The sequence below is a fragment of the Oxalicibacterium sp. genome (assembly GCF_057353965.1).
In genome coordinates this window covers 107975-133877 of record NZ_JBMQZD010000002.1, presented here as the reverse complement: position 1 = coordinate 133877, position 25903 = coordinate 107975, and the positions used below count along the sequence as shown (strand labels likewise).

Annotated in this window: 25 protein-coding genes and 1 tRNA gene; 15 read left to right on the top strand and 11 right to left on the bottom strand. The window is 56.9% G+C overall.

Translation table 11 applies throughout. The features are described from left to right. The first annotated feature begins 261 nt into the window (after nucleotides 1-261). A tRNA-Thr gene (locus tag ACO1VH_RS05105) sits at nucleotides 262-337 on the top strand. 92 nt (nucleotides 338-429) lie between these two features. Here the strand turns inward: ACO1VH_RS05105 and glpK are convergent. Then, a complete protein-coding gene (gene glpK / locus ACO1VH_RS05100) occupies nucleotides 430-1923 on the bottom strand; it encodes a glycerol kinase GlpK (RefSeq protein ID WP_486243096.1) in 1494 nt (497 codons plus the stop codon). 12 nt (nucleotides 1924-1935) lie between these two features. Next, the gene (locus tag ACO1VH_RS05095; RefSeq protein ID WP_486243094.1) at nucleotides 1936-2823 is read right to left on the bottom strand and encodes an SMP-30/gluconolactonase/LRE family protein; all 888 of its coding nucleotides are present in this window, start codon (nucleotides 2821-2823) and stop codon (nucleotides 1936-1938) included. A 73-nt stretch (nucleotides 2824-2896) separates the two neighbouring features. Here ACO1VH_RS05095 and ACO1VH_RS05090 point away from each other — a divergent pair, with 73 nt between their 5' ends. The 3 genes from ACO1VH_RS05090 (at nucleotide 2897) to ACO1VH_RS05080 (ending at nucleotide 4524) form a co-directional block, all read left to right on the top strand. After that, entirely contained in the window at nucleotides 2897-3811 is a 915-nt protein-coding gene (locus ACO1VH_RS05090) for an NAD(P)-dependent oxidoreductase (protein WP_486243092.1), read from the top strand. Nucleotides 3812-3872: 61 nt separating this feature from the next. After that, the gene (locus ACO1VH_RS05085; protein WP_486243091.1) at nucleotides 3873-4016 is read left to right on the top strand and encodes a hypothetical protein; all 144 of its coding nucleotides are present in this window, start codon (nucleotides 3873-3875) and stop codon (nucleotides 4014-4016) included. Between the two features lie 46 nt (nucleotides 4017-4062). Next, nucleotides 4063-4524, top strand: a complete 462-nt coding sequence (locus tag ACO1VH_RS05080; RefSeq protein WP_486243089.1) for a hypothetical protein — start codon at nucleotides 4063-4065, stop codon at nucleotides 4522-4524. Between the two features lie 22 nt (nucleotides 4525-4546). Here ACO1VH_RS05080 and ACO1VH_RS05075 read toward each other — a convergent pair whose 3' ends face one another. Further along, nucleotides 4547-5737, bottom strand: coding sequence for a M20 aminoacylase family protein (locus ACO1VH_RS05075; RefSeq protein WP_486243087.1), 1191 nt, complete (start codon nucleotides 5735-5737; stop codon nucleotides 4547-4549). Between the two features lie 267 nt (nucleotides 5738-6004). On the opposite strand from ACO1VH_RS05075, the gene ACO1VH_RS05070 reads away from it, so the two are divergent. Next, a complete protein-coding gene (locus ACO1VH_RS05070) occupies nucleotides 6005-7708 on the top strand; it encodes a long-chain-fatty-acid--CoA ligase (protein ID WP_486243085.1) in 1704 nt (567 codons plus the stop codon). On the opposite strand, the gene ACO1VH_RS05065 is transcribed toward ACO1VH_RS05070, so the two are convergent. Next, nucleotides 7709-8119: an acyl-CoA thioesterase gene (locus ACO1VH_RS05065; protein WP_486243083.1), complete on the bottom strand. Its 411-nt coding sequence runs from the start codon at nucleotides 8117-8119 to the stop codon at nucleotides 7709-7711. 164 nt (nucleotides 8120-8283) lie between these two features. Here ACO1VH_RS05065 and ACO1VH_RS05060 point away from each other — a divergent pair, with 164 nt between their 5' ends. From ACO1VH_RS05060 to ACO1VH_RS05030, 7 genes are all read left to right on the top strand, one after another. Continuing rightward, on the top strand, nucleotides 8284-10203 hold the full coding sequence (locus ACO1VH_RS05060; protein WP_486243081.1) for an ABCB family ABC transporter ATP-binding protein/permease: 1920 nt from the start codon (nucleotides 8284-8286) through the stop codon (nucleotides 10201-10203). 33 nt (nucleotides 10204-10236) lie between these two features. Continuing rightward, nucleotides 10237-11136 carry a transporter substrate-binding domain-containing protein gene (locus ACO1VH_RS05055; protein ID WP_486243079.1) on the top strand — a complete coding sequence of 300 codons (900 nt, stop codon included), beginning with the start codon at nucleotides 10237-10239 and terminating at the stop codon, nucleotides 11134-11136. A gap of 41 nt (nucleotides 11137-11177) precedes the next feature. Next, complete coding sequence (locus ACO1VH_RS05050) at nucleotides 11178-11921, top strand: amino acid ABC transporter permease (RefSeq protein ID WP_486243077.1); 744 nt, start codon at nucleotides 11178-11180, stop codon at nucleotides 11919-11921. After that, nucleotides 11914-12600, top strand: coding sequence for an amino acid ABC transporter permease (locus ACO1VH_RS05045; RefSeq protein WP_486243075.1), 687 nt, complete (start codon nucleotides 11914-11916; stop codon nucleotides 12598-12600). The genes ACO1VH_RS05050 and ACO1VH_RS05045 overlap by 8 nt, the downstream gene beginning before the upstream one ends. Nucleotides 12601-12623: 23 nt before the next feature. Then, on the top strand, nucleotides 12624-13349 hold the full coding sequence (locus ACO1VH_RS05040) for an amino acid ABC transporter ATP-binding protein (RefSeq protein ID WP_486243073.1): 726 nt from the start codon (nucleotides 12624-12626) through the stop codon (nucleotides 13347-13349). A gap of 81 nt (nucleotides 13350-13430) precedes the next feature. Then, nucleotides 13431-14489: a dihydroorotase gene (gene pyrC / locus ACO1VH_RS05035; protein WP_486243072.1), complete on the top strand. Its 1059-nt coding sequence runs from the start codon at nucleotides 13431-13433 to the stop codon at nucleotides 14487-14489. 30 nt (nucleotides 14490-14519) lie between these two features. Then, nucleotides 14520-15359: a DUF3025 domain-containing protein gene (locus ACO1VH_RS05030; RefSeq protein ID WP_486243070.1), complete on the top strand. Its 840-nt coding sequence runs from the start codon at nucleotides 14520-14522 to the stop codon at nucleotides 15357-15359. A gap of 116 nt (nucleotides 15360-15475) precedes the next feature. Here the strand turns inward: ACO1VH_RS05030 and ACO1VH_RS05025 are convergent, their stop codons facing one another. The 6 genes from ACO1VH_RS05025 to ACO1VH_RS05000 all read right to left on the bottom strand — a co-directional run bounded on the left by ACO1VH_RS05025 (nucleotide 15476) and on the right by ACO1VH_RS05000 (nucleotide 23373). Beyond that, the gene (locus ACO1VH_RS05025) at nucleotides 15476-16561 is read right to left on the bottom strand and encodes a porin (protein ID WP_486243068.1); all 1086 of its coding nucleotides are present in this window, start codon (nucleotides 16559-16561) and stop codon (nucleotides 15476-15478) included. A gap of 319 nt (nucleotides 16562-16880) precedes the next feature. After that, complete coding sequence (locus tag ACO1VH_RS05020) at nucleotides 16881-17942, bottom strand: porin (RefSeq protein ID WP_486243066.1); 1062 nt, start codon at nucleotides 17940-17942, stop codon at nucleotides 16881-16883. Nucleotides 17943-18263: 321 nt separating this feature from the next. Then, nucleotides 18264-19322: a porin gene (locus tag ACO1VH_RS05015; protein ID WP_486243064.1), complete on the bottom strand. Its 1059-nt coding sequence runs from the start codon at nucleotides 19320-19322 to the stop codon at nucleotides 18264-18266. A 416-nt stretch (nucleotides 19323-19738) separates the two neighbouring features. Further along, nucleotides 19739-20806: a porin gene (locus ACO1VH_RS05010; RefSeq protein ID WP_486243062.1), complete on the bottom strand. Its 1068-nt coding sequence runs from the start codon at nucleotides 20804-20806 to the stop codon at nucleotides 19739-19741. Between the two features lie 213 nt (nucleotides 20807-21019). Next, nucleotides 21020-22060 (bottom strand): porin, encoded by a 1041-nt coding sequence (locus tag ACO1VH_RS05005; RefSeq protein ID WP_486243060.1) that lies wholly within the window; start codon nucleotides 22058-22060, stop codon nucleotides 21020-21022. 233 nt (nucleotides 22061-22293) lie between these two features. After that, nucleotides 22294-23373, bottom strand: coding sequence for a porin (locus ACO1VH_RS05000; protein WP_486243058.1), 1080 nt, complete (start codon nucleotides 23371-23373; stop codon nucleotides 22294-22296). A gap of 131 nt (nucleotides 23374-23504) precedes the next feature. Here ACO1VH_RS05000 and coq7 point away from each other — a divergent pair, with 131 nt between their 5' ends. After that, nucleotides 23505-24131 (top strand): 2-polyprenyl-3-methyl-6-methoxy-1,4-benzoquinone monooxygenase, encoded by a 627-nt coding sequence (gene coq7 / locus ACO1VH_RS04995; RefSeq protein ID WP_486243056.1) that lies wholly within the window; start codon nucleotides 23505-23507, stop codon nucleotides 24129-24131. Between the two features lie 67 nt (nucleotides 24132-24198). Here the strand turns inward: coq7 and ACO1VH_RS04990 are convergent, their stop codons facing one another. Next, complete coding sequence (locus tag ACO1VH_RS04990; protein ID WP_486243054.1) at nucleotides 24199-24639, bottom strand: OsmC family protein; 441 nt, start codon at nucleotides 24637-24639, stop codon at nucleotides 24199-24201. 312 nt (nucleotides 24640-24951) lie between these two features. On the opposite strand from ACO1VH_RS04990, the gene rplM reads away from it, so the two are divergent. Both rplM and rpsI read left to right on the top strand, forming a co-directional pair. Then, complete coding sequence (rplM, locus tag ACO1VH_RS04985; protein ID WP_188422479.1) at nucleotides 24952-25380, top strand: 50S ribosomal protein L13; 429 nt, start codon at nucleotides 24952-24954, stop codon at nucleotides 25378-25380. A gap of 9 nt (nucleotides 25381-25389) precedes the next feature. Continuing rightward, nucleotides 25390-25782 carry a 30S ribosomal protein S9 gene (gene rpsI, locus ACO1VH_RS04980; RefSeq protein ID WP_486243052.1) on the top strand — a complete coding sequence of 131 codons (393 nt, stop codon included), beginning with the start codon at nucleotides 25390-25392 and terminating at the stop codon, nucleotides 25780-25782. Nucleotides 25783-25903 lie beyond the last annotated feature (121 nt).

Here is a 25903-nt window from a genome sequence, read left to right as displayed (position 1 = left end):
GCTCTGCTCAGCCCGGGCCGGCTACTACGCTCCAAGATTTCCTCCCTCAAAACGACTCGCACGGCAGCCTCGCTCTCAAGGGGCGAGCGCATCTGACTCGCACAGCCGCTTCACTTCCCTGGGCCTTCTGAATGAGGATGATCTTTCGACTAAAGGGCGAAATCTGTAGAGCGTATGATGAGGTGCTTAAATGAAATCGGGCTCACTTCAGCGCATCTACCCTTCACCTTCGGCGCAATATTTGGTAAAATCTCGTGCTTCGCTGATGTAGCTCAGTTGGTAGAGCAACTGATTCGTAATCAGTAGGTCGGAAGTTCGATTCTTCTCATCAGCACCAAAAATAAAAGGGCTGCACGAAAGGTGCAGCCCTTTTTCATTTCGTATGGCGAATACGTCTGGGTAGTGTCGAGATTAGTGATATCCAGCACATCATTGATTCCATGCCTGCGCTCTTTGTATGGCACGGCGCCATACGAATAGACGATGTTGACGTTCATCCTCCGACATCGCAGATTCAAAATGACGGTCGACTTGCCATAGGGAAGAGAGCTCGTCGATAGATGACCAGAACGACACGGCCAGGCCGGCGAGATAAGCGGCGCCCAATGCCGTCGTTTCCGTAATTGAAGGTCGTGTGACAACAGTATTCAGAATATCTGCCTGAAATTGCATCAGCAGATCGTTCCGCGCGGCACCGCCATCGACGCGCAGCTCCTGCAATGGAATTTGTGTATCCTTCCGCATTGCGTCCATCAGGTCGGCAGTCTGGTAGGCGATGCTTTCCAGCGCGGCGCGAGCGATATGTGCCTTGTTCGTGCCGCGTGTCATGCCGATGATCGTGCCACGCGCATGCGGATCCCAATAAGGAGCACCGAGGCCGCTGAATGCGGGTACGAAAATCACACCGCCGTTGTCACGTACGCTGCACGCCAGCGCTTCCACGTCGGATGAGCGCGTGATGATGTTCAGGCCATCGCGCAACCATTGCACGGTGGCGCCAGCCATGAAGACTCCGCCTTCCAGCATGTAGTGCGTCTTCGAGTTGGCACAACCGTACTGCCAGCCGACTGTTGTCAGCAGATTGTTTTGCGATGCGACGGCCTCGGTTCCGATGTTGAGCAGCATGAAGCAACCAGTTCCGTACGTATTCTTTGCCATGCCCGGGGTGTAGCACGCTTGGCCGAATGTGGCGGCTTGTTGATCGCCTGCGATGCCTGCGATGGGAATGCTATCGCCGAACAGAGCAGGAAAAGTGTCGGCGACGATGCCGCTGCTGGGAACGATCTCGGGAAGTAGACTGCGCGGAATGTCCAGCAGACTCAATAGCTCGTCATCCCAGTCCAGCGTATGAATGTCGAACAGAAGTGTGCGGGATGCGTTGCTGACATCGGTAAGGTGACGCCCGCATAATTTGAATGTCAGCCAGCTGTCGATGGTGCCGAACGCCAGCTCGCCGCGGATGGCCTTCTCGCGTGCATCCGGAACATTGTCCAGCAGCCATTTCACCTTCGTGCCGGAAAAATAAGGATCAAGCAACAAGCCTGTTTTGGCGCGGAAAACGGGTTCGTGACCATCGTTGCGTAATTGCTCGCATATCGACGCTGTCCTGCGATCCTGCCAGACAATTGCAGGGGCGATCGGCTGACCGGTTTTGCGTTCCCAGATGACGGTGGTTTCGCGTTGATTGGTAATGCCGATGGCTGCAATGTCGGTTGCCGCGACATGTTGTTCGCGCATGACTTGCTGTGCGACATCAAGCTGGCTTTGCCAGATTGCCTCGGCATCGTGTTCTACCCATCCGGGTTGCGGAAATAATTGCGGAAATTCCTGTTGTGCCGAGCCGCGAATGCGTCCGGTACGATCGAACAGAATGGCGCGTGAACTAGTGGTTCCTTGATCGAGCGCGAGGATCAGAGAAGGCATCTGGATGAGAATTCAGGGGCGATAGAAATGTTCGGGCAAGCCGGCAACGTCGACGCGCAGGCGAAGCACATGACCGGATAAAGGATATCGCGCCAGTTCCGCAGCGGAACGCTTGTGGCTGACGGTGGTGATGTAGAGCGTGCGCAAATCGTCGCCGCCGAAGGCCATCATCGTCGGGCAGTGTGCCGGCAGCCGAATTTCCTGCAGGATATCGCCGTCCGGCGACAGTCGCAGCAGCCGGCCGCCTTCATACATCGCACACCAATATGCGCCTTCGCTATCGACGGCACCACCGTCGGGACGACCACCGTAATGTGGATCGGCCTTGTCGGTCGAAAACTGCCGGACGACGTGCGTATCGCCCAGCGTGCCGGTTGCGATGTCGAAAGGATACGCGCGTACTTGGTGGGTCGTCGTATCGCTGTGGTAAAGCGTCTTGGCGTCCGGACTGAACGCGACGCCGTTGGACACCGTAGCACGCTTGCCGCTGTCGCTCAGCGTACCTTGCTGCAAGCGATACAAGACGGCATCAGGACGGTCGCGCGGTTCGTAGATGGTGCCGACCCAAAGCCGGCCTTGTGCATCGCATCGCCCGTCGTTGAAGCGAGTCGTGGCGGGGTCATAGGGCGGATCGACGAGGTGTGTCAGTTCACCGGAAAGTGTATCCAGCCTGGCCAAGCCGGAGCGTAATGCCACCAGCAAACCGCCTTCGCTGTGCAGCGCAATGCAACCGGGTTCGGATGGCATGCTCCAAAGTCGGTGCTCCTGATCGGCAGGACGGAAGCGATGAACGGCACGGCCGTCGATATCGATCCAGTACAGCGCGGATTCCTCGATATGCCATATTGGACATTCGCCCAACAGCATGCGCGGGACGGGAATGGCTTGGCAGTTTTCCATCGGCGGAGCAGTTGCTTTTTGTGAAGGGATTGCGCCATTATGCAGGACAAAATTCATCAGCAAGGAGTTTGAAGTGACGCAGTCAGCAGACAAACCGGCCATCGCCTTTCTCGGCATCGGCCTGATGGGAAAACCGATGGCGGCGCGGCTGCTGCAAGCCGGCTATCCGGTAACCGCGTGGAATCGCACGCGCAGCAAGGCCGAAGAGCTTGCATCGCTGGGCGCTACAGTGTGCGACACGGCGAGCGACGCCGTACGTGATGCGGATATCGTGATCACGATGCTGGAAGCCGGTCCGATCGTGCTGCAGGTGGCCGACGATGCCTTGCCCGGATTGCGGCAGGGCGCATTGGTCGTCGACATGAGTTCGACACGCCAGTCGGAAGCGCAACAACTGCACGCCAAACTGGCAGCGCACGGTGTACGTTTCATCGATGCGCCGGTTTCCGGTGGCGTAGTCGGCGCACAGGCTGGAACGCTGGCGATCATGGCTGGCGGTGCTGCAGCCGATTTCGCCGAGGCGGAACCTGTGCTGGCGGCAATGGGACGTCCTACACTGGTCGGGCCGGCAGGTTGCGGCCAGGTCGCCAAGCTGTGCAATCAACTGATCGTCGGCGGGACGCTGAACATCGTTGCCGAGGCCCTGCTGCTGGCGCAAGCCGGTGGAGCGGATCCGACGGCGGTGCGTGCCGCCATTCGCGGCGGCTTTGCGGAAAGCCGGATTCTGGAAGTGCATGGGCAACGCATGCTGGAGCGGAATTTCATGCCCGGCGGCCAGGTCAAGAGCCAGTACAAGGATCTGGAAAACGTGCTGATCGCTGCAGGCAATGCAGGCTTGCGTCTGCCGGTGACGGAGCTGGTGACCGAAAACTACGAAGCAGTCATGGCGTATGCGCCGCAGGCCGACCAATCTGCCGTGCTGCTTGCGCTGGAGCAGGATAATCCCGGGAAACGGCTGGGCGATACGGCGGATCAACTGCCTGGTTGAGCGGGGTCGAGGCCAGACGCAGGAATGCTGTGCAACGGGCCATGTGTTGATGCGATAGCACATGCCGATTGCCTTTGCTTCGGTGCGCGGCAAGGGAAACCGCAATTTGCGCTACAATGCGCGCACGGGCTTGGCAGGAAGCCCGCTCTCGCAAAAGCCGATGCACCTGCCGGTAGTTTTCTTCATGAATAAACCGCAACGTTGATCCCTTTGATGTCGCAGCGAGAGCGACGACAAGAAAGGAAAACGTCATGTGGTCTACCGACTCCCCAATTCATCCCGACGTCCGGCATCCGCTCGGAACACATCTCACCAATAGCGAATTCCTGCGCCGTTACGCCCGTCGCCTGTTGCGCGATGCGCGTTCCGACGAGCCGAGTCGCGCCTTGCCGGTATTGCGGCGTATTGTCGCGGCCAGGGTGACGCCGGAAATTCGTCTCACCGAACTTCATGCGGTACGCGCTACCTTGCAGCTGAAGCACGTGCTGCATGCGCTGGCAAGAGAACTGGACTTCGCATCATGGGAGCGCTGCAAGCGCGAAATAGACGGTTGCCCGTCAGCCGTATTGGATCGTTATCGGTTGGAGCTGGGTATGTTCGGCGATTACGAACAAAACTGGTTTGCCGATGAGCAGACGGCCATAGCGTGGCAGCGGCAGAATGGCGGATATCTCGTCAAGGTCGGGCGTCAGGTGGCGGCAATCCTGGCATAAGGCAAGGTTGCCGCTCGTGGTCTTATGACTTGAGAAATGCCTCGGCCAGACGTACCCAGTAAGTGGCGCCGATCGGCAGAAGTTCGTCGTTGAAGTCGTAACTCGGATTGTGCAGATTGCACGGTCCGAGCCCGTGGCCGGCATCGCGATGACTGCCTTCACCGTTGCCGATGAAGACGTAGCATCCCGGCTTGCCTTGCAGCATGAAGGCGAAATCCTCCGCACCCATCGTCGGCTCGACTTGCGTATCGACGTTTTCCTCGCCGACGATGCTGCGCAGCACGTCGGCGGCGAAGGCGGTTTCCTGCGGATGGTTGATCAGCGGCGGATAGTTGCGCATGAAGCGGAATTCGACTTCGGCATCGAAAGCTTGCGCCGTATGTTCGGCGATCGTGCGCATGCGATTCTCGATCAGATCCAGCACATCGAACCCAAAGGTGCGTACGGTGCCGATCAGCGTGGCCTCGTTCGGAATGACGTTGGTTGTGCTGCCTGCGTGGATCTGCGTAATCGACAGCACGGCCGCATCGTTGGGATTGCGGTTGCGCGTGATGATAGTTTGCCAGCTTTGCGCAATCTGCACGGCGATCATGACAGGATCGATGCCCTTGTGCGGCTGTGCGGCATGGCAGCCCTTGCCGCGCACGATGACTTCGAACTCGTTGCTCGATGCCATCATCGGCCCGGCCGTCACGCCGAATGCGCCCACCGGAATGCCCGGCCAGTTATGCATGCCGAACACGGCCTGCATCGGGCATTGTTCGAACAGACCTTCGTCCATCATGCGCTTGGCGCCACCGCCGCCTTCCTCGGCCGGCTGGAAGATCAGGTAGATCGTGCCGTCGAAATTGCGATGCTGCGACAGATAATGCGCTGCGCCCAACAGCATTGCCGTGTGCCCGTCGTGGCCGCAGGCGTGCATCTTGCCGTCGTTCTTCGATGCGTGCGCAAAGGTATTGGTTTCCTGCATCGGCAGCGCATCCATGTCGGCCCGCAAACCGATGGCGCGATCGCTGGGGCCGTTCTTGAGAATGCCGACAACGCCTGTTACGCCCATGCCGCGCAATACCGGAATGCCCCATTCGGTCAGCTTGCGTGCCACCAGTTCGGCGGTATCGTGTTCCTCGAAGCACAGTTCCGGATGCGCATGGATGCTGCGGCGAATGGCCTGCAATTCGCTCTGGAACTGGATAATGGGATCGATCAGATTCATGATGCATCTCCAAATCGGGCGTGCCGTATTGTCGACGGCAGAAGCCTTCCATGTTACGTCAATTCGTACGATTCGCGGAATTAGTCGACGGCGGGCGGTCTCTTCGGCAAGTCTTTTCACCGTGAAAAGGCTTGCGCATCGCCGTCCTGCCCGATAGCATCAATGCGGCATTGCCGCGGAAGCAATACGCGAGAACAATACGTTCAACGGCAAGTTGCGAAAACGGATTTACAGGCTGAAAACAACGGACTGAAACAAGAGGTGAGGATGGACAAGATCTGGCTGTCGTCATATCCGCCCGGCGTGCCGGCGGAAGTCGATTTCACGCAATACGCGTCGCTGGTGCATCTGCTGGAAGAGGCGTATCGCAACTATGCCGATCGGCCTGCATACGTTTGCATGGATCGCTTTATGACGTACCGTGAAGTCGACGCCTTGTCGACCAGGCTCGGCGCCTATCTGCAGGCGCAAGGTTTGCAGAAGGGCGCGCGCGTGGCGCTGATGATGCCGAATGTGCTGCAGTATCCGGTAGCGCTGGCTGCCGTGCTGCGGGCCGGCTATGTGGTCGTCAACGTCAACCCGCTGTACAAGCCGCGCGAGTTGCAGCATCAATTAGTCGATTCCGGCGCGCAAGCCATCATCATCCTGGAAAATTTCGCAGCGACACTGCAGCAAGTGATTGCAGCCACGCAAATCCGGCATGTCATCGTCGCGTCGATGGGCGACATGCTGGGCGGCATCAAGGGTGCAATCGTCAATTTTGTCGTGCGCCATGTGAAGAAGCTGGTGCCGCCGTTTTCGCTGCCGTATCGGATTTCGTTCAATCAGGCGCTGGCACAGGGCGCCGATCTGTCCTTGCAGCGCCCCGATTTGCACCAGGATGACATCGCCTTTCTGCAATACACGGGCGGCACGACAGGTACCGCCAAGGGCGCGATGCTGACGCACCGGAACATCATCGCCAACGTGCTGCAGAACGAGGCATGGATTTCGCCTGCGTTGCAGAAGGCGGACAAGAATGAGCAGCTGACCTTCGTCTGCGCCTTGCCGCTGTATCACATCTTCGCGCTGACTGCCTGCTGCATGCTGGGTACGCGGCTGGGCGTGATGAACCTGCTGATTCCGAATCCGCGCGACATTCCGGGCATGATCAAGGAACTGCGCAAGCATCCTTTCCATTTGTTGCCGGCGGTGAATACGCTGTACAACGGGCTGCTCAACAATCCGGATTTCGCCAGCCTGGATTTCTCGAAGCTGATCATGTGTAACGGCGGCGGCATGGCGGTGCAGAAAGTGGTTAGCGACAAATGGCGGGAAGTGACCGGCGTGCCGATCAACGAAGGTTACGGTCTTTCCGAAACGTCGCCGGTGGCGACCGGTAATCCGGTAGACGCGGTAGAGTTCTCCGGCACAATCGGCATTCCGATTCCGTCGACTGAGGTGCGCATCATCGACAACAACGAAACCAGCGTGCCGCTCGGCATGCCGGGCGAGATTGCAATACGCGGGCCGCAAGTGATGGCGGGTTACTGGAACAATCCGCGGGAAACGGCTGCGTCGATGACGGCGGATGGCTATTTCAAGACCGGCGACATCGGCATCATGGATGAGCGTGGCTTCGTGCGCATCGTCGATCGCAAGAAGGACATGATTCTGGTCTCGGGTTTCAACGTCTATCCGAGCGAGATCGAGGGTGTCGTCGCCGCGCATCCGGGCGTGCTCGAATGCGCCTGCATCGGCGTGCCGGACGAGCATACCGGCGAAGCGGTCAAATTGTTCGTCGTACGGCGCGATCCGAATCTGACGGAAGAGATGCTGATGAACTTTTGCCGCGAACAGTTCACCGGCTACAAGAAGCCCAAGCACATCGAATTCCGCGACGAACTGCCGAAGTCCAATGTCGGCAAGATTCTGCGTCGTGAATTACGCGAACCGCGCGATGATCATTCGTCGCCGTCGAAACCGGCTTGATCAGTTCCGCGTTTCCGATGGAAGCGGACGGGGCAGGCGATTTTCGCCGGTCGCGACATAGGTTAGCGTCGCCTCGGTGACTTTGACGATTTCCGTCTGCAGCCGGTTGCGTTCGGCATAGCATTCGACGTTGACCGTGACCGACGTGTTACCGACCTTCACGATATCGGTATAGATGGACAGCAGGTCGCCGACGAAGACCGGATGCTTGAAAACGAATGAGTTGACTGCGACGGTGACGACGCGGCCGTTGGCGCGGCGTGTGGCACACAGTGCGCCGGCCAGGTCGACCTGCGACATGATCCAGCCGCCAAATACGTCGCCATGCATGTTGGCATCGCGCGGCATGGGCACCACGCGCATTTCGGGCATTTTGTTTGCAGGCAACTCGGTGTGATGCATGTTCGACATGACCTCTCCTCCGGGATCGTGGGTGGCAGACGTACAATTCGGCTTGTTCGACTTGGCCGTGTGGCTATACAAACGCAGCTTGCACAGCATAAACCATCCGGACAATCTGGTTTCCCGTCCGTTTTACTGATTCGCTCCTGATTCTTTCCGTTCTTTAGATTCCCATGCGCCGCTCCTCTCATTCGCCTGAAGCCTCACCGCAGTTCGCCCGTACGCGCAGCGACTGGGCTGTGCTGCGCACGCTGATTCCTTATTTGTGGACGTACAAGTGGCGCGTATCGCTGGCGTTGATGTTCCTGATCGCGGCCAAGATGGCCAACGTCGGTGTGCCGCTGGTATTGAAGCGGCTGATCGACAGCCTGACGATCAACCCCGGCGACCCGCATGCATTGCTGGTCCTGCCGCTGGGCATACTGGTCGCCTATGGCGCATTGCGGCTGTCGACGACGCTGTTCACCGAACTACGCGAATACCTGTTTGCGCGCGTCACGCAGCGGGCGGTACGCACGATTGCCTTGCGCGTATTCCGGCATCTGCACGAACTGTCGCTGCGTTTCCATCTGAACCGCCAGACCGGCGGCATGACGCGCGACATAGAACGCGGCACGCGCGGCGTGTCGTCGCTGGTGTCGTATACCTTGTTCAGCATCCTGCCGACACTGGTGGAAATCACATTGGTGATCGTCTACATGCTGCTCCATTACGACATCTGGTTCGCGGCCATTACGGCAGGCGCGCTGGCCAGCTACATCGTCTTCACGATCACCGTGACGGAATGGCGCACGCATTTCCGTCGCACCATGAACGATCTGGATTCGAAAGCCAGCACGAAAGCGATCGATTCGCTGCTCAATTACGAAACCGTCAAATATTTCGGCAATGAAGCGTATGAAGCCCGACGTTATGACGAAGGGTTGCAGCGTTATGAAGCGGCTGCGGTCAAATCGCAGACATCGCTGTCAGCATTGAATACGGGCCAGTCGGCCATCATCGCCGTCGCGGTGACATTGATTCTGTGGCGTGCCACACAGGGCGTGATCGCCGGCACGATGTCGCTCGGCGATCTGGTGCTGGTCAATGCTTTCATGATCCAGTTGTACATTCCGTTGAATTTTCTCGGCGTGATTTATCGCGAGATCAAGCAGAGCCTGGCCGACATGGAACGTCTGTTTTCACTGCTGGATGAAAATAGGGAAGTCGCCGACAAACCACATGCACAGCCGCTAGCCACGCAGGGCGTGGAAGTCAGTTTTTCGCATGTCGACTTCAGTTACGAACCTAACCGGCAGATACTGTTCGATGTCGATTTCACGATTGCAGCCGGTACCACGACGGCAGTCGTCGGCCACAGCGGTTCGGGAAAATCCACGCTGTCGCGGTTACTGTTTCGTTTTTACGATGTCGACAGCGGCAGGATACTGATCGATGACCAGGATGTACGCAACGTGACGCAGGCGTCGCTGCGCCAGGCGATCGGCATCGTGCCGCAGGATACCGTGCTGTTCAACGACACGATCGCCTACAACATCGGTTACGGCCGGCCGGGCGCCAGCCATGATGAAATCGTCGCTGTCGCCAAGGCCGCTTACATTCATGACTTCATTGTTTCTTTACCGGACGGTTACGCGACGATGGTCGGCGAGCGCGGCCTGAAGCTATCCGGCGGCGAGAAGCAGCGCGTGGCCATCGCGCGCACACTGCTGAAGCGGCCGGCCATCCTGATTTTCGACGAGGCGACGTCGGCGTTGGATACGCGCGCCGAGCAGGCGATCCAGGCGCAATTGAAGGAGATCGCGCGCGACCGCACGACGTTGGTGATTGCGCACCGGCTGTCTACCGTCATCGATGCCGAGCAGATTCTGGTGCTGGATCATGGTCGTATCGTCGAGCGCGGCACGCACATGCAGCTTCTGGCGGCCGATGGCCTCTATGCGCAAATGTGGATGCGCCAACAGGCCGGCCCGGCGGACCCGGATGCGTCGCCCGCCGCGGAAAACATGGCGCTTGAAGACATGCCGGAAGATGTGCAGCAAGCATCGACACCGCCCAGAGAGGCTGCGACCGCGGCACGCGGATTAGAATAGGCATCCATTGCTTTCCCATCTACTGGAGGCTGCATGCGGACGAACAGACTGGTTGCCTTGTTGATTGCCGCCGCCATGGCATGGGGCGTTTGGCCGGCGCAGGCGGAAGAACTGAGCGGTACGTTGAAGAAGATCAAGGCGCTCGGCGCGATTACGATCGGCTATCGCGAATCGTCGATTCCGTTTTCGTATCTGGACAATCGTGCGCAGCCGATCGGTTATGCAATCGACCTGTGCATGAAGATCGTCGATGCGGTGAAGCTGAAGCTGGGCATGCCGGATCTGGAAGTGCGTACGCAGCCGGTCACGTCCAGCAATCGGATTCCCTTGCTGAAGAACGGCACCATCGATCTCGAATGTGGCTCGACGACCAATTCGGTGGTGCGGCAGCAGCAGGTGGCGTTCGGCCCAACCTATTTCCTGATCAATGTGACGGCAGCAGTGAAGAAATCCTCCGGCATCACGACGATTGCTCAGTTGGATGGCAAGACAGTTTCCACCACATCCGGCACGACGTCGGTGCCCTTGTTGCGCAGCTACCAACGCGGCCGCGAGGTGCGCGTCAAGGAAATCTATGGCAAGGATCATGCGGAAGCCTTCCTGTTGATGGCTGAGGATCGTGCCGTTGCCTTCGTGATGGACGATATCCTGCTGGCGGGGCAGATCGCCAATGCGAAGAAACCGGAGTTATACAAAATTCTTCCAGAATCGCTGCGTCGGGAGCCGTACAGCATGATGCTGCGCAAGGATGATCCACAGTTCAAGGAGCTGGTCGACAAGGCGGTCGGTGACGTCATGCGTTCCGGCGAAATCGTCGGCATCTATGAAAAATGGTTCACGCAGGCGATTCCGCCGCGCAATCGTAATCTGCATTTCCCATTGTCGGATGCGTTGCGCGAGGCGTTTCGCCATCCGAACGACAAGGGAATCTAGGACATCTGAACGGCACGGAATACGTCAACCGAAAGGACAGCATGGATCTGCATATCTTTTTCGAACCGATGTCGGAGGGGGATCCGAGTTGGGGGGCAATGCTGTTGTCTGGCTTTGGCTGGACGCTGGCAGTTGCTGCGTTGGCATGGATCATGGCCTTCGTGCTGGGCTCCCTGGTCGGTATTGCGCGTACGACGAACAAACGCTGGCTTGTCATGCTCGGCGGCGCTTATGTCGAACTGTTTCGCAACATTCCGCTGCTGGTGCAGTTCTTCGTCTGGTATTTCGTCGTGCCGGGTTTGATACCGGCAGTCAAGACATTGGTGATTTCGCTGGATCCGATTACGCATCAGTTTGCGACAGCGGTGGTTTGCCTGGGTTTCTTCACCTCAGCGCGTATTGCAGAACAGGTACGGTCCGGCATTCAATCGCTGCCGCGTGGACAGCGCAACGCAGGCTACGCGTTGGGCATGACGCAATGGCAAACTTATCGCTATGTGCTGCTGCCGATGGCCTATCGCATCATCATGCCGCCGCTGACGTCGGAATTGATGAATCTGATCAAGAACACGGCGGTCGCCTATTCGATCGGACTGGTCGAACTGTTTTTCCGTACGCGCGAGATGGGCGAAATGACGTTTCGCTATTTCGAGGCGTTTGCGGCGGCGACATTGCTGTATCTGTTGGCTGCGCTAGCAGCCAACCGAATGATGGTATTGATCGAGAAGAGGCTTGCCATTCCGGGACGCGATTCGGGCCGCAATACGGGAGGTAGCCATGTCTGATTTCGACTATGCCGTCATTCTCGACAGTTGGCCGTTGTTGCTGCTCGGTATCCGCTACACGCTGCAGCTGACCGTTGTTGCCACGATAGGCGGCATTGCGTTCGGTACGCTGCTGGCGATCGCGCGGCTGTCGCCTAATCGCACGTTGTCCATGCTAGCAGCCGGCTACGTCAACACGATGCGCTCGCTGCCGCTGCTGCTGGTTATCTTCTGGTTCTATTTCATGATGCCGCTGGTGCTGCAGTCGATTACCGGTTCCGAGTGGCCCGTGGCGATCGGCGCCGATCGTTCCGCCTATATCACCTTCATCCTGTTCGAAGCGGCTTATTTCTGCGAAATCATGCGTGCCGGCATTCAGAGCGTGCCGAAAGGGCAGTTCGACGCAGGCCATGCGATCGGCTTGACGTCATCGCAGACGATGCGGCTGATCGTGCTGCCGCAGGCATGGCGCAACATGCTGCCGTTGCTGCTGACGCAGACCATCATCTTGTTCCAGGACGTTTCGCTGGTATCGCTGCTGAACGTGACGGATTTCGTCGGCGCGGCGGTCAAGATTGCACAACGCGACAGCCGCGTGGTGGAAATGTATCTGTTCGTCGCCGTCGTGTATTTTCTGCTCAGCCTGGCGTTATCGACAGCGGTCAAACGGATTCACAAACGCTACGCGATCGTGCGCTAACGGTTCTTCGGAGAGGAGTATCCATGATCGAAATGGAAAAGGTCAGCAAATGGTACGGCAGCTTTCAGGTGCTGACTGATTGTTCGACGCAAGTGAACAAGGGCGACGTGGTCGTTGTCTGCGGGCCTTCCGGCTCGGGGAAGTCGACGCTGATTAAAACGGTAAATGGGCTGGAGCCTTTTCAGCAGGGCCGCATCGTCGTCGACGGCATCTCGGTCGGTGATCCGAAAACTGATCTGTCGAAATTGCGTGCGCGTATCGGTATGGTGTTTCAGAATTTCGAACTGTTTCCCCACCTTTCCATTCGCGACAACCTAATGCTGGGACAGATCAAGGTGCTGGGCCGAGGCAAGGGAGAAGCGATGGAGCATGGGCTGAAATACCTCGATCGCGTCGGTTTGCTGGCGCACAAGGACAAGTTTCCGGGCCAGCTTTCCGGTGGGCAGCAACAACGCGTGGCAATCGCCCGGGCGTTGGCGATGGATCCAATCGCGATGCTGTTCGACGAGCCGACGTCGGCGCTGGATCCCGAGATGATCAACGAAGTGCTGGACGTGATGAGCGGACTGGCGAACGACGGCATGACGATGATGGTAGTCACGCATGAAATGGGGTTTGCGCGCAAGGTAGCCAACCGCGTGATCTTCATGGATGGCGGCGGCATTGTCGAAGATTGTGCAAAGGATGCATTCTTTGACCGCCCGCAATCGGAGCGTGCCCGGGATTTCCTGGCGAAGATCATTCACTAGCTTTCGTGCCTGAGTGGGAGGGGCGAGAAGAAGGGTAGGACGAACGGGTAAAATAACGGTTGTTGAAGAAAGAGTTCTCCCATGACAACGCCATCCGCATCCAAGACCCCTTCCAGCATTACGATCACCCGTCCGGACGACTGGCATCTGCATTTGCGCGACGGCGCGACGATCGCCTCCGTTTTGCCTGACACGGCGCGCCAGTTCGCGCGCGCCATCGTGATGCCTAATTTGAAACCGCCGGTGACGACGACCGCGCAGGCTGTGGCCTACCGCGAACGCATCTTGGCTGCACTGCCGGCCGGCATGCAGTTCGAGCCGTTGATGACACTTTATCTGACTGACAATACGCCGCCGGAAGAAATCCGCAAGGCAAAGGAAAGCGGCATCGTGCACGGCGTCAAGCTATACCCAGCAGGCGCGACGACGAATTCCGACGCCGGCGTAACCAGCCTCTCCAAATGCCGCAAGACGCTGGAGGCGATGCAGGACGTTGGCATGCCCCTGTTGGTGCATGGAGAGGTGACGGATGGCGACATCGATATCTTTGATCGCGAAGCCGTCTTCATCGATCGCGTGATGCAGCCGCTGCGCCGCGACATGCCGGAGTTGAAGGTCGTTTTCGAGCACATCACGACGAAGGATGCCGCGCAATACGTCGCCGAAGCCGACGGCCATGTCGGCGCCACGATCACCGCGCATCATTTGCTGTACAACCGTAATGAAATCTTTAAGGGCGGCATCCGTCCGCATTATTACTGCCTGCCGGTCCTGAAACGCGAGTTGCATCGCCAAGCGCTGGTCGCCGCTGCGACGTCCGGCAGCCCGAAATTCTTTCTTGGTACCGATTCAGCACCGCATCCGAAAGGGATGAAGGAACACGCTTGCGGCTGCGCCGGCTGCTACACGGCCTTGCATGCGATGGAGCTGTACACGGAAGCCTTCGACCGGGCGGGCGCGCTGGACAAGCTGGAGCAGTTCGCCAGCTTCAACGGCCCGGATTTCTACAAGCTACCGCGCAATACCGGCACGGTGACGCTGCGGCGCGAGGAGTGGACAATTCCCGTGGAACTGCCGCTGGCGAATGCGACAGTCGTACCGCTGAACGGCGGCGAAACGATGGGCTGGAAGTTCGTCTGATTTCGCGGTCTTTCTTGCAGCCATCTCGCCATGCCTTTGGCGGTATCTTTTCTTTCTACGATTGATTGGTCGCGCCCATGGCTGGCGCATGTTCGTGCGTTGGGAGAGGAAATTGCTGCTGCTCCCGATTGGCGGCGTGCGCTGGACGAACGCGCGACAAGGCAGGCGCTGTGTAATTGCGCCGGCCGGCCGATACGCTTTGTGCCGCAATCCGCACTGCCGCCAGGCGTCGCCTATGAAGCCTTCATCCACGAGACCGGCGGCGTGCCGACACGCGACAATCTGCACGATTTTTTCAATGCGTTGGTCTGGCTGACTTTTCCGCGTATCAAAGTACGGTTGAACGCGTTGCAGGCGGCGGAAATTGCGAAGGCCGGGTATCTGCGTGCCGACATGCCGGTGACGGCCGCTGCGTCAGGCACTTCCGCCATGCGCGGGAAACTGCGCGATGCGGCAACTATCTTCGACGAGAATGCTGCGCTGTTCGTTACCACGGATAGCCGTCTTGTTGCGGCATTAAGGGCACATGCCTGGCAAGAGGCATTCATTGAACGGCGCGAGGCATTCGTGCGCCATAGCCATGTGTTGCTGTTCGGGCATGCCTTGATGGAAAAGTTGGTGCAGCCGTATAAAGCCATTACCGCGCATACGTGGGTAGTCGGGCTGGATATCGCCGATCAAGGATTGTCAGTTTTGCAGCAATGCCATCTGGTGGATGAGGCGGTCGAAGCACAATTGCAACGACAGGGTGGCTTGACGACTGCCGATTTTTCTCCGCTACCGGTACTAGGGGTGCCGGGATGGTGGATGATGCAAGATCGGGCGTTCTATGCTGATACGCAGGTATTTCGACCGCCAAGGAACCGGTGATTTGCAGAGAGTCGCGTGGTTAGTGCGTGATTCGTGATTGGACTGTCAGGTAAAAGAAAAGGCACCCGAAGGTGCCTTTTTTAATTCAATCAAGGCAGGCTTAAGCCTGCGAATGATTAGAACTTGTGGTTGATACCAACGCCGAAGCCGCTGACGTCTTCACCGCCAGATGCTGCGCGGAAGTCGCCGCCGCCCAGACCCAGCGTCGAACCGTCGTCGTTGCTAACTTGAACGTAGGTTGCGTACAGGGTCGTGCGCTTCGACATTGCGTAGGTGTAGGACAGTGCCCAGACATCGCTGTCTGCATCGTCGATATCCTTGTTGCTGTTATTGATGTATTCAGCACGGATTGCACTGGCGCCAAACGGAACCGTCACGCCGATCAGGCCGGTACGGACTTTGACGCTGTCCGTTGCGCTAACCAGGCCGGTGTCGAACTTACGTTCGCCATACAGACCGTGCAGTTTGAATGCGCCGAAGTCATAGGTTGCACCCAGCAGAGCGGTTTTTGCATCTGCGTCGATACCAGCTGGATCAACAATGTTGGTGTCGCCGACCAGGTCCGTGTAGTTCTGGTTTTGGTATGCGAACTGAACGTTCAGCGGACCATTGCCGTAGCCAATACGTGCACCCCAGCCGCTGTTCGCGCCGTTATCGTCGTTTGCTTCACCGAAGATATAGCCCAGCGAGCCGTTGAAGCCGCTGTAGTTTTGGCTTTGCCACGTCACCATGTTGCCTTGACGTTGTGGGATGCCCAGATCACCGTCGTAGCCGCCGATGAAATCATGTGCGTTGGCCATGCCAGCTGCACCGAATGTGTCGATCTTGCCCAGCATTTCCTTGATCTGGTTTTCTTGACGACCCAGACGGACTTTGCCGAAGCCACCGTTCAAACCGACGAATGCCAGACGGCTAAAGCCTGCGCCACCGGAACCGTCATCAGTGTTGATGCCGTTTTCCAGGACGAATTCTGCTTTCAGGCCGTTGCCCAGATCTTCAATACCTTTGAAGCCGATGCGGCTGGCAGCGTTCATGCCCGACTCGATGCCAGTGCGGTTGACGTTGTTACCAGCAGCGTCATCGCCTTGGTCGATATAAGAGAAGCCGGTATCGACGACACCGTAGATGGTCACGGACGATTGTGCCGAAGCGGCACCTGCGAACGCGCCCAGAACTGCGAGAGCCAAGAGAGATTTTTTCATTAGTTACTCCAAGTATTGTTATCTAAGTAAGTACTTCTACCGGCCTACTACTCCGTACTGCCCTTTGGACAATGGAACTTATTTAAACAAAAAACATACTGGAGGTACAACCGCAACGCAGAAAAACCGGTGTTATGACGGATTTGTGACGTTTTTTTGCAACGGCGCAGTGCGGCTCATTGGCTAAATGCACTATTTCGGTGAGGAAATTAAGCTTGTTTCAATAATTCATTGTTAATTCGATATCGATGAATGTCTTTTTGCAAATAAAAGCGTGCCGGGACGCTTTTATTTGTCCAGAGAAGATGTTCGTCCTTAATTAGAATTTGTGGTTGATGCCAATAGCGGCACCGCTGGCATTTTCGCCAAGCATTGCTTGATCGGCGCCGCCGATGCCCAATGCAGAGCCATCATCGTTGCTGGTACGGACGTAGGTCGCGTACAAAGTCGTGCGTTTCGATAAGGCATAGGTATATGACAATGCCCAGACGTCGCTGTCTGAATTATCGACATCCTTGTTGTCATTCTTGATGTATTCGGCGCGGATTGCGTTGGCACCGAACGGAACGGTTAGGCCGACGAGGCCGGAGCGAATCTTGTCGCCATCGGTCAGGCCGCGCAGGCCGGCATCGAGTTTGCGATCGCCATAGATGCCATGCAGCTTGACGACGCCGAAGTCGTAAGTCGCACCCAGAACGATGATCTTGTCATCCGCATCCAGCGTCGTGAGGTTGCTGTAATTCTGGTTTTGGTAGGCAAACTGTACGTTCAGCGGACCGTTTGCATAGCCGATGCGTGCACCGATGCCGCGGTTGGCGCTGTTGTCACCGGCCTGTTCGCCGAAGATGTAACCCAGCGAGCCGGAGAAACCGCCGTAGTTGTTGCTTGACCAGGTCACCTGGTTGCCTTGGCGCTGGTCGGTACCTTTGCCATTGACGCCGCCGCCGAGGAGGAAATTGTTGGCACTGCCGATGCCGGCTGCGCCAAATGGGTCGATCGGGGTCAGGGCTTCTTTTAATTGATTCTCTTGTTTACCCAGGCGGACTTTGCCGAAGCTGCCGTTCAGACCAATGAATGACAGGCGGTTGAAGCCTGCGTTGTTGCCCGCTGCGGTGCCATCATCGGTGTTGATGCCTTGTTCCAGAACGAATTCTGCTTTCAATCCGTTACCCAGATCTTCAATGCCTTTGAAACCGATGCGGCTGGCGGAGTTTTGTCCGCTGCTGATGCTGTTGACGCGATCCTTGCCATTATTGGTGCCACCATTGTCGATGCTGGTGAAGCCCGTATCGACGATGCCATAGATCGTGACGGATGATTGCGCGAAGGCTGCGCCGGAAAATGCGCCCGTGAATGCGAGGGCCAAAAGGGTTTTCTTCATCAAATTCTCCCAGTACTGAAAAATGTTGTTATAAAAATTTTGCTATTCGCAAAAGACAATGACCAGCGTTGAAACAAAACATCCGACGGCAACACAAGTCGCAGAAAGAGATGGGCCGTTAAATGATTAGTGGCGATGTGGTTGCAATAATCGATTTGTTGCAAACACATCGGATTGCATTTGATCAGAGGGGGGCGTGTCTTGTGAACGTATATAAATTCATAAGGTTATGCGGCGGGCGAACGCACAAAAGAAAAGCGCACCCTCGGGTGCGCTTTTCTTTTGCGTTCTTCTCAAAAACGGGCTGGGACCCGTTTGCGATTAGAACTTGTGGTTGATGCCGACAGCAACGCCGCTGGCGTTTTCGCCTTGAACGGCGACTTGATTGCCGACGCCCAGAGCGGAATTGTCGTCATTGCTTACGCGAACGTAGGTTGCGTACAACGTCGTACGCTTGGACATTGCGTAGGTGTAGGACAGTGCCCAGACATCGCTGTCTGCATCGTTGATGTCCTTGTTATCGTTCTTGATGTATTCAGCACGGATCGCGCTGGCACCGAACGGAACGGTTACGCCGACGAGGCCGGAACGAATCTTGTCGCTGTCGGCGCCGATCAGGCCGGCGTCAAGTTTGCGATCGCCATAGACACCGTGCAGCTTGAATGCACCGAAATCATAGGTTCCGCCCAGCATCATGACACGGTCGTCAGCGTCGCTGCCGGTCACTGCATCAGTGTAGTTCAGGCTTTGATAAGCGAACTGGACGTTCAGCGGGCCGTTTGCATAGCCGACGCGCGCACCGATGCCAAGGTTGGCGCTGTTGTCATCTTCCGTTTCGCCGAAGGAGTAGCCCAGCGAGCCGGAGAAGCCGCCGTAGTTGTTGCTCGACCACGTGACCATGTTGCCAACGCGCTGCGTCAGAACCGTGCTTGCGGCACTGGCGTCGTTATCGCCGGCGATGTTGCCACCGACGAGGTAGTTGGTGGAAGCAGCGATGCCGCCCGTGCCGAACGTATCGATAGGCGTCAAGGCTTCCTTGAGCTGGGTTTCCTGTTTGCCCAGGCGAACCGTGCCGAAGCCACCGTTCAGGCCGATGTAGGACAGACGATTGAAGCCTGCGCCGCCGGTGCCATCATCCGTGCTGATGCCGTTTTCCAGACGGAACTCTGCTTTCAGTCCGTTACCCAGATCTTCCACGCCTTTGAAGCCAATCAGGCTGGCGGAGTTGTTGCCGCTGCCGAGACCGTTCGTACGATCAGCGCCCTGATCGATACTGGTGAAGGACGTATCCACCACGCCGTAGATGGTCACGGACGATTGTGCCGAAGCGGCACCTGCGAACGCGCCCAGAACTGCGAGAGCCAAAAGGGATTTTTTCATTGATTGCTCCAAATATTGTTTTTTAATAAATGTTGTGTCGGCTCACTACGCCATTCTGTCCTGGGGACATTGGAATCCATTTAAGCAAAAACACGACGAGATGCACAATAACTAAAAGAAGAAAGGAGAAGTTATAGGTTATCGCTGATGCATTTTTACAACATGTTAGTGACATGTCAGATGAAAATGGACATCAAAGCATCATTTGAGCTTGGGCGGGTTGGGTTCGTGCGGGGCAATGGCGTTGCGAAAACAAAAAAGCGCCCTACAGGGCGCTTTGGAACAAATATGCAAGGGCGATATCAGCGGTTGTCGAGAATGCCGGTCGCGAAATCGTTGGCTCTCGGGCCAGCAACGACATCCGTGTCGTCGCTGAGCCCATATATCGACAGATCGTTGTTGTACGTCCGGCTTGTTCAGAAACGATGATTGATGCCTAGATAGGCACCACTACCGTTCTCGCCCGCGGTGAAGTTCGTTGCGCTGGGGCCGGCCACACTCATGACGGAATTGTCGTCGTTGTCGGTGCGGACATAGGTGGCATAGAGCGTAGTCCGTTTCGATAGCGAATAAGTGTAGGAGAGCACCCAGACGCTGTTGTCGGCATCGTCAATATCCTTGTTATCGTTCTTGATGTAATCAGCGCGAATAGCACTGACGCCAAACGGAACTGTGACGCCGAGCATGGCCGTGCGAATCTTGTCATCGAAGTCGGTCGCCCCCAAGGCGGCTACGGTTGCCGGGCCCTCCAGCTTGCGTTCGCCATAGAAGCCATGCAGTTTCAAGACGGAGAAATCATAGGTGGCGCCGAGCAGGATATTCTTGTCGTCCAGATCGGCTCCCGTGCCGCTGAAGCCGAGTACATTTGTCGTGCCGTTGTAATTTTGCTTCTGATAGGCGAATTGCACGTTCAGCGGACCATTCGCGTAACTGAGTTGTGCGCCGACGCCGCGATTGGCGCTATTGTCGCCGGCAACTTCACCAAAGATATAACCGAGGGAGCCGGAAAAACCGCCATAGTTATTGCTCAACCAAGTCAGCATATTGGGCTGGCGTTGCGGGACGCCGCCGCCGGCATAGAAATTCCGTGCGTTGCCGACGCCAGCTGCGCTGAATGGGTCGAGCTTGATGATTGCTTCGCTGATTTGATTATCCTGTCGACCCATGCGAATTTTGCCGAATCCGCCATTCAATCCTATGTATGCATAACGGCTGAAGCCCGAGCCTCCGCTGCCATCATCCGTGTTGATGCCGTTCTCCAGTTTGAATTCGGCTTGAAGTCCTCCACCTAGATCTTCTAGGCCTTTGAAACCGATACGGCTGGCACTGTTGTTGCCGCTGCTCAGGCCATTCGTACGATCGGTTCCGTTGTCGACGCTGGAAAAACCGGTGTCGACGATGCCATACACGGTGACGGAGGACTGCGCATGTGCCTGATATGCGAAGGCCCCCAAAATGGTCAGGGCCATAATGCTTTTCTTCATGAGTTGCTCCCGAGATATAGAGAATGAAGCTTGTCGTTGTAATGAATAGTGGATGTCAATATGGATACCACTAATATATTAGTAGCATACTTTTGATAATGGAAAAAGCTTTTCTCCGCATCTGCCCCGGTTGTTGTTTGATATGCGACAGTTGGCATGCATAAAAAAAGCGCCCCGCAGGGCGCTTTGGGCTGAATACGCAGTGAAGCGATATCAGAAGTTGTGCTGAATGCCGACCGCGAAGCCGCTGGTGTTTTCGCCTGCAACGACGTCGCCGCCACCGCTGAAGCCTTGTTCCGACAGGTCGTCGTTATCTACGCGGGCGTAGGTTGCGTACAGCGTTGTGCGTTTCGACAGCGAGTACGTGTAGGACAGAGCCAGCACATTGTTGTCGTAATCGTTGCGATCGTCGTTGTTGTTGATGTATTCAGCACGGATTGCGCTGGCGCCAAACGGAACCGTCACGCCGATCAGGCCGCTCTTGATCTTCAGATCGTCGCCGCCGATATTGCTTTCCAGTTTTTTCTGGCTGTATGCGCCGTGCAATTTGACTGCGCCGAAATCATAGGTGGCGCCGATCATTGCGATTTTGAGGTCGCTTTCGTCGACGAAAGGATCAACGTCGGTATCGGTGGTGTTGCCATCGCTGTAGCCGAATTGGACATTCAGCGGGCCGTTCGAATAGCCCAGTTGCGCACCCCAGACGCGATTTGCGCTGTTGTCGCCTTCGGCTTCGCCAAATTGATAAGCGATTTCGCCAGAGAAGCCGGAGAAGTTAGGCGTGATGTAAATAATTTGGTTCGGATTGCGTTCAGGAATGGCGCCAATGCCGTTCGCGCTGCCACCCAGGAAGGTGATGGCGTTGACCATGCCGCCGGTGCCGAACGGATCGATCTTCGACAGGGCTTCCTTGATCGGCGTGTTTTGTTTGCCCAGGCGGACTTTACCGAAGCCGCCTTCGAGGCCGATGTAGGAAATGCGGCTGAAGCCTGCGTTGCCGGTGCCATCATCCGTATTGATGCCGTTTTCCAGCACGAAGGTCGTCTTCAAGCCGTTGCCGAGGTCTTCTGCACCCTTGAAGCCGATACGGCTGGAGTTGTTGTTGCCGCTGCGCATCGCGTTGACGCTGTCGCCGCCGTTGTCGAGGTGAGCGATGCCGGTGTCAATGATACCGTAGATGGTGACCGACGATTGCGCCGATGCGGTGCCGGCGAACGCGCCGAAGATTGCAAGCGCCAAGAGTGATTTTTTCATTCCAATTCCTCGAGAGTTGTTTAAAGGTCACTTGCTGAGTGACGATCTTTCAGACCTTGCTTGTAATGCCTGCAAGCTGACGAGAGGATTGGAACAAAGAAATGTGACAGGATTGCTACAAGAGGACGGCGAACGAGGTGTTGATGGGTTTTTGCAACAGAACGCAGCGATTTATGACAAGTTCGTGTCAATTTGATGACAGTTTGATGTCAACCGTGTGACATATCATGCATTCAGAATGCGTGATTGAGGCCGAGCGAGATGCCTGTCTGGCTGGTTTGACCGCCAGTTGTCAACGTGGCAAGGCCGCTTAATGCGGCGTTGTCGATGGCGGCATATAGATTGGTGCGCGCCGAGAGCGCGTAGGTCGCACCGATAATGGAAAAATTCCGGCGCGCCCGTTCGTTGCCGCCGGTTTCAAAGGTTGTCCGGTAATAGCCGACCGTGACGCTGATGCGTGGCGTGAAGTCGTGGCTGGCGCCTATCCAAGTGTTTTTCGCCTGATGGCCGGGCAGCGCTGCAGCATCGTCGCTGCTGGTGCGCATATAACCACCTGCTACGCGGATCGAGCCGAAGCGCCATGATCCGCCGAAAGTGACTTGGCTTTGATTGCGGAAAATCGCGGTGCTGGCGGCGGAGACATTCGGCCGTTGCCGTGTATAGCCGCCGCCTATCGTGAAGCGCTCGTTTGCATAGCCGGCCGCGACGGCATAGGCGGAGCCATCCTTCGTTGCGCCACTTTTTTCGCCAAATGCATATTCGGCACCATAGGTCAGGCCGCCGGAAGTGCCTATATACTGAACGTCGTTGCTGAAACGGGTGCCGATCATCGTTCCGAACGGATAGCCGGGGAAGTTGCGTTCGCTGTCGCCGGCGGAAAATCCAGCCAGCGGAATCGTATGGACGTAGTGGTATTCGAAGGGATCGTAGAAGCTGATGATCTTGCACGACAGCGACGGGATGCGGCCGAATTCCAGTTTGCCGAAGTCGCCGTTCAGGCCGACCAGCGAGTAACGGTTGAAGAGCCGGCCTTGCGTGTTGTCGAGTTCGCCGGTGCCGCCGTTCCAGCCGCTTTCGAACTGGAAGTGTGCATTCAGCCCATTGCCCAGCACTTCGTTGCCTTTGATGCCGATGCGATTGTTGAAGAACTCGCCGTTCGAGCTCATTTTCACGAGCCGATCGCCGTCGGCATTGGCGTGCGTCAGACTGCGGATGCCGACGTCGATCGTGCCGTAGAACTCGACGGAAGACTGGGCGTGGGCGTTCAGGCAAAACATGCCGGACAAGGCAAGGGCGATGCGCGTGATTTTCATCGATGGGGAAGCGGCGTGCGGCCTGCGGCCTGCGGCGGCGAGGCGAAGCTGTCGAATAATTGTTATGCGGCGCATTATCCATGCCTAACGGCAACATGACTGTTAAATTTAGATAAGTTAGGGAAGGCACCATGTATTTTCTGGATCGACTGATTACCGAATTCGATTCGGCGTTGCGCACGATGGCCGCTGTCTCTGTCGCACGGCGTCCGTCGCCGGCTGCAAATGTGGCGGAAAGCGAAATGGATGCAAAGGATCGGCGGCATAGTGCGGGACTGATGCGCGTCAATCATGTCGGTGAGGTGTGCGCGCAGGCGCTGTATCAGGCGCAGGCAAGGTTCGCGCGCAACGATGTTGTGCGTGCGAAGTTCATCGACGCCGGTCATGAGGAAGAAGATCATCTGGCATGGACGGCGCAGCGTTTGCGCGAACTCGGTTCGCGCCCCAGCTTGCTGAATCCGCTCTGGTATGCGGGTTCTTATGCGTTGGGTTCGGTTGCTGCTGCGCTTGGGGATGCGCGCAGCCTGGGCTTTGTCGTCGAAACCGAACGTCAGGTCGAAGCGCACCTCAACAAGCACATGGGCAGTCTGCCGCCCAAGGACATGAAGTCGCTGGCGATCGTGGCGCAGATGAGTGTGGATGAAGCCGCGCATGGTGCGGCCGCACAGGAGATGGGAGCAAAGCCGGTTCCGCCGTTGGCGCGGCAATCGATGCGTGCGATGGCAAAGGTCATGACGACGACGGCTTATTATCTCTAGCCGTCTGCAACGCAGACATGCAAAAAGCCCGGCCTTGGTGCCGGGCTTTTCTTTTCAGGCTTCTTTGTCAGGCAGCAGCGGGAGCCAGATCGTCGATGATCTCGAACGAGTGCGTGAGTTCTGCTGTCTTGGCTAGCATGATCGAAGCCGAGCAGTATTTATCGTGCGACAGTTTGATGGCGCGTTCGACAACGTTCGGACGCAGGTTGCGACCGGTGACGGTGAAATGGAAATGCGCCTTGGTAAAGACCTTCGGGTCGGTTTCCGCTCGTTCTGATTTCAGCGAGACTTCGCAGCCGCGTACATCCTGGCCGCTCTTGCGCAGGATGACGACGACGTCATAGGCGGTACAGCCGCCGGTTCCCAGCAGGACGACTTCCATCGGGCGCGGCGCAAGGTTGCGACCGCCGCCTTCGGGAGCGCCGTCCATCGCGACGACGTGGCCGGAGCCGGTTTCAGCCAGAAAGGTCATGCCGGACAGGCCGGTCCAGCGTACTGTGCATTCCATTGTTGAATTCTCGTCAAGTTGCCAATCAAAAGTGCTGACATTGTAATGGCTGGCGTCGCGGTTCGTACGCCCATTCGCATTGCCGGATCGGCAATAACCGGCGAAAACAGCTCCTCGCATGTCGCCGGAATGTCACGGATTGGCATTGCCATGGCTGGGTTTGCGATGGATATTTGACGCCAAGTCCTTGAAAAGTCTATAATTTGCGGTTCTTCCGTTTGCTCAGGAAGAGATAACAAGGATGCGTACGCGGATTAGTGGTTTAACTGCGTAACCGCCATTTTGAGCAAGTCAATCAACTAGGAAGTCATCATGAAAACTTTTTCCGCTAAAGGACATGAAGTCCAGCGCGATTGGTTCGTGATTGACGCGACGGACAAAGTCCTCGGACGTGTTGCCAGCGAAGTGGCACGCCGACTGCGCGGCAAGCACAAACCGGAATTTACTCCTCACGTCGACACGGGCGATTTCATCGTCGTGATCAATGCAGGCAAACTGCGCGTGACCGGCACCAAGGCCACCGACAAGACCTACTATCGCCACAGCGGTTATCCGGGCGGTATCTACGAAACGAACTTCCTGAAAATGCAACAGCGTTTTCCGGGACGCGCGCTGGAAAAAGCGGTCAAAGGCATGCTGCCTAAAGGCCCGCTCGGCTACGCGATGATCAAAAAGCTCAAGGTCTACGCAGACGGCACGCATCCGCACGCCGCGCAGCAGCCTAAAGCACTCGAACTCTAAGGAACGGACATGATCGGTAACTACAACTACGGAACCGGCCGTCGCAAGAGTGCAGTGGCTCGCGTCTTCATCAAATCGGGCTCCGGCCAGATCGTCGTCAACGGTAAACCGGCCGCCGAGTACTTCTCGCGCGAAACCGGCCTGATGGTCATCCGTCAGCCGCTGGAACTGACGAACAACACCGAACGTTTCGACATCATGGTCAACGTCCACGGCGGTGGTGAATCGGGCCAGGCAGGTGCGGTCCGTCACGGTATCACCCGTGCACTGATCGACTACGATGCCGCATTGAAAGCGGAACTGTCGAAAGCAGGCTTCGTGACTCGCGATGCACGTGAAGTTGAACGTAAAAAGGTCGGTCTGCGCAAAGCACGCCGCGCCAAACAGTTCTCCAAGCGTTAATCTGCGTCTATCGAAACCCAGTTTCAGCAATATCGAAAAGCCGTCAGGTTCGCGCCTGGCGGCTTTTTTATCTTCCGGGCCGGATTTGATTGATGGAAACATTCTGAAAAATTCGGCTGTT

Excerpts from the sequence above, each read along its gene's own strand:
- glpK (WP_486243096.1), bottom strand. The coding sequence starts at position 1,923 with ATGCCTTCTCTGATCCTCGCGCTCGATCAAGGAACCACTAGTTCACGC.
- ACO1VH_RS05095 (WP_486243094.1), bottom strand. The coding sequence starts at position 2,823 with ATGGAAAACTGCCAAGCCATTCCCGTCCCGCGCATGCTGTTGGGCGAA.
- ACO1VH_RS05085 (WP_486243091.1), top strand. The coding sequence starts at position 3,873 with ATGCCGATTGCCTTTGCTTCGGTGCGCGGCAAGGGAAACCGCAATTTG.
- ACO1VH_RS05080 (WP_486243089.1), top strand. The coding sequence starts at position 4,063 with ATGTGGTCTACCGACTCCCCAATTCATCCCGACGTCCGGCATCCGCTC.
- ACO1VH_RS05075 (WP_486243087.1), bottom strand. The coding sequence starts at position 5,737 with ATGAATCTGATCGATCCCATTATCCAGTTCCAGAGCGAATTGCAGGCC.
- ACO1VH_RS05070 (WP_486243085.1), top strand. The coding sequence starts at position 6,005 with ATGGACAAGATCTGGCTGTCGTCATATCCGCCCGGCGTGCCGGCGGAA.
- ACO1VH_RS05065 (WP_486243083.1), bottom strand. The coding sequence starts at position 8,119 with ATGTCGAACATGCATCACACCGAGTTGCCTGCAAACAAAATGCCCGAA.
- ACO1VH_RS05060 (WP_486243081.1), top strand. The coding sequence starts at position 8,284 with ATGCGCCGCTCCTCTCATTCGCCTGAAGCCTCACCGCAGTTCGCCCGT.
- ACO1VH_RS05055 (WP_486243079.1), top strand. The coding sequence starts at position 10,237 with ATGCGGACGAACAGACTGGTTGCCTTGTTGATTGCCGCCGCCATGGCA.
- ACO1VH_RS05050 (WP_486243077.1), top strand. The coding sequence starts at position 11,178 with ATGGATCTGCATATCTTTTTCGAACCGATGTCGGAGGGGGATCCGAGT.
- ACO1VH_RS05045 (WP_486243075.1), top strand. The coding sequence starts at position 11,914 with ATGTCTGATTTCGACTATGCCGTCATTCTCGACAGTTGGCCGTTGTTG.
- ACO1VH_RS05040 (WP_486243073.1), top strand. The coding sequence starts at position 12,624 with ATGATCGAAATGGAAAAGGTCAGCAAATGGTACGGCAGCTTTCAGGTG.
- pyrC (WP_486243072.1), top strand. The coding sequence starts at position 13,431 with ATGACAACGCCATCCGCATCCAAGACCCCTTCCAGCATTACGATCACC.
- ACO1VH_RS05030 (WP_486243070.1), top strand. The coding sequence starts at position 14,520 with ATGCCTTTGGCGGTATCTTTTCTTTCTACGATTGATTGGTCGCGCCCA.
- ACO1VH_RS05025 (WP_486243068.1), bottom strand. The coding sequence starts at position 16,561 with ATGAAAAAATCTCTCTTGGCTCTCGCAGTTCTGGGCGCGTTCGCAGGT.
- ACO1VH_RS05020 (WP_486243066.1), bottom strand. The coding sequence starts at position 17,942 with ATGAAGAAAACCCTTTTGGCCCTCGCATTCACGGGCGCATTTTCCGGC.
- ACO1VH_RS05015 (WP_486243064.1), bottom strand. The coding sequence starts at position 19,322 with ATGAAAAAATCCCTTTTGGCTCTCGCAGTTCTGGGCGCGTTCGCAGGT.
- ACO1VH_RS05010 (WP_486243062.1), bottom strand. The coding sequence starts at position 20,806 with ATGAAGAAAAGCATTATGGCCCTGACCATTTTGGGGGCCTTCGCATAT.
- ACO1VH_RS05005 (WP_486243060.1), bottom strand. The coding sequence starts at position 22,060 with ATGAAAAAATCACTCTTGGCGCTTGCAATCTTCGGCGCGTTCGCCGGC.
- ACO1VH_RS05000 (WP_486243058.1), bottom strand. The coding sequence starts at position 23,373 with ATGAAAATCACGCGCATCGCCCTTGCCTTGTCCGGCATGTTTTGCCTG.
- coq7 (WP_486243056.1), top strand. The coding sequence starts at position 23,505 with ATGTATTTTCTGGATCGACTGATTACCGAATTCGATTCGGCGTTGCGC.
- ACO1VH_RS04990 (WP_486243054.1), bottom strand. The coding sequence starts at position 24,639 with ATGGAATGCACAGTACGCTGGACCGGCCTGTCCGGCATGACCTTTCTG.
- rplM (WP_188422479.1), top strand. The coding sequence starts at position 24,952 with ATGAAAACTTTTTCCGCTAAAGGACATGAAGTCCAGCGCGATTGGTTC.
- rpsI (WP_486243052.1), top strand. The coding sequence starts at position 25,390 with ATGATCGGTAACTACAACTACGGAACCGGCCGTCGCAAGAGTGCAGTG.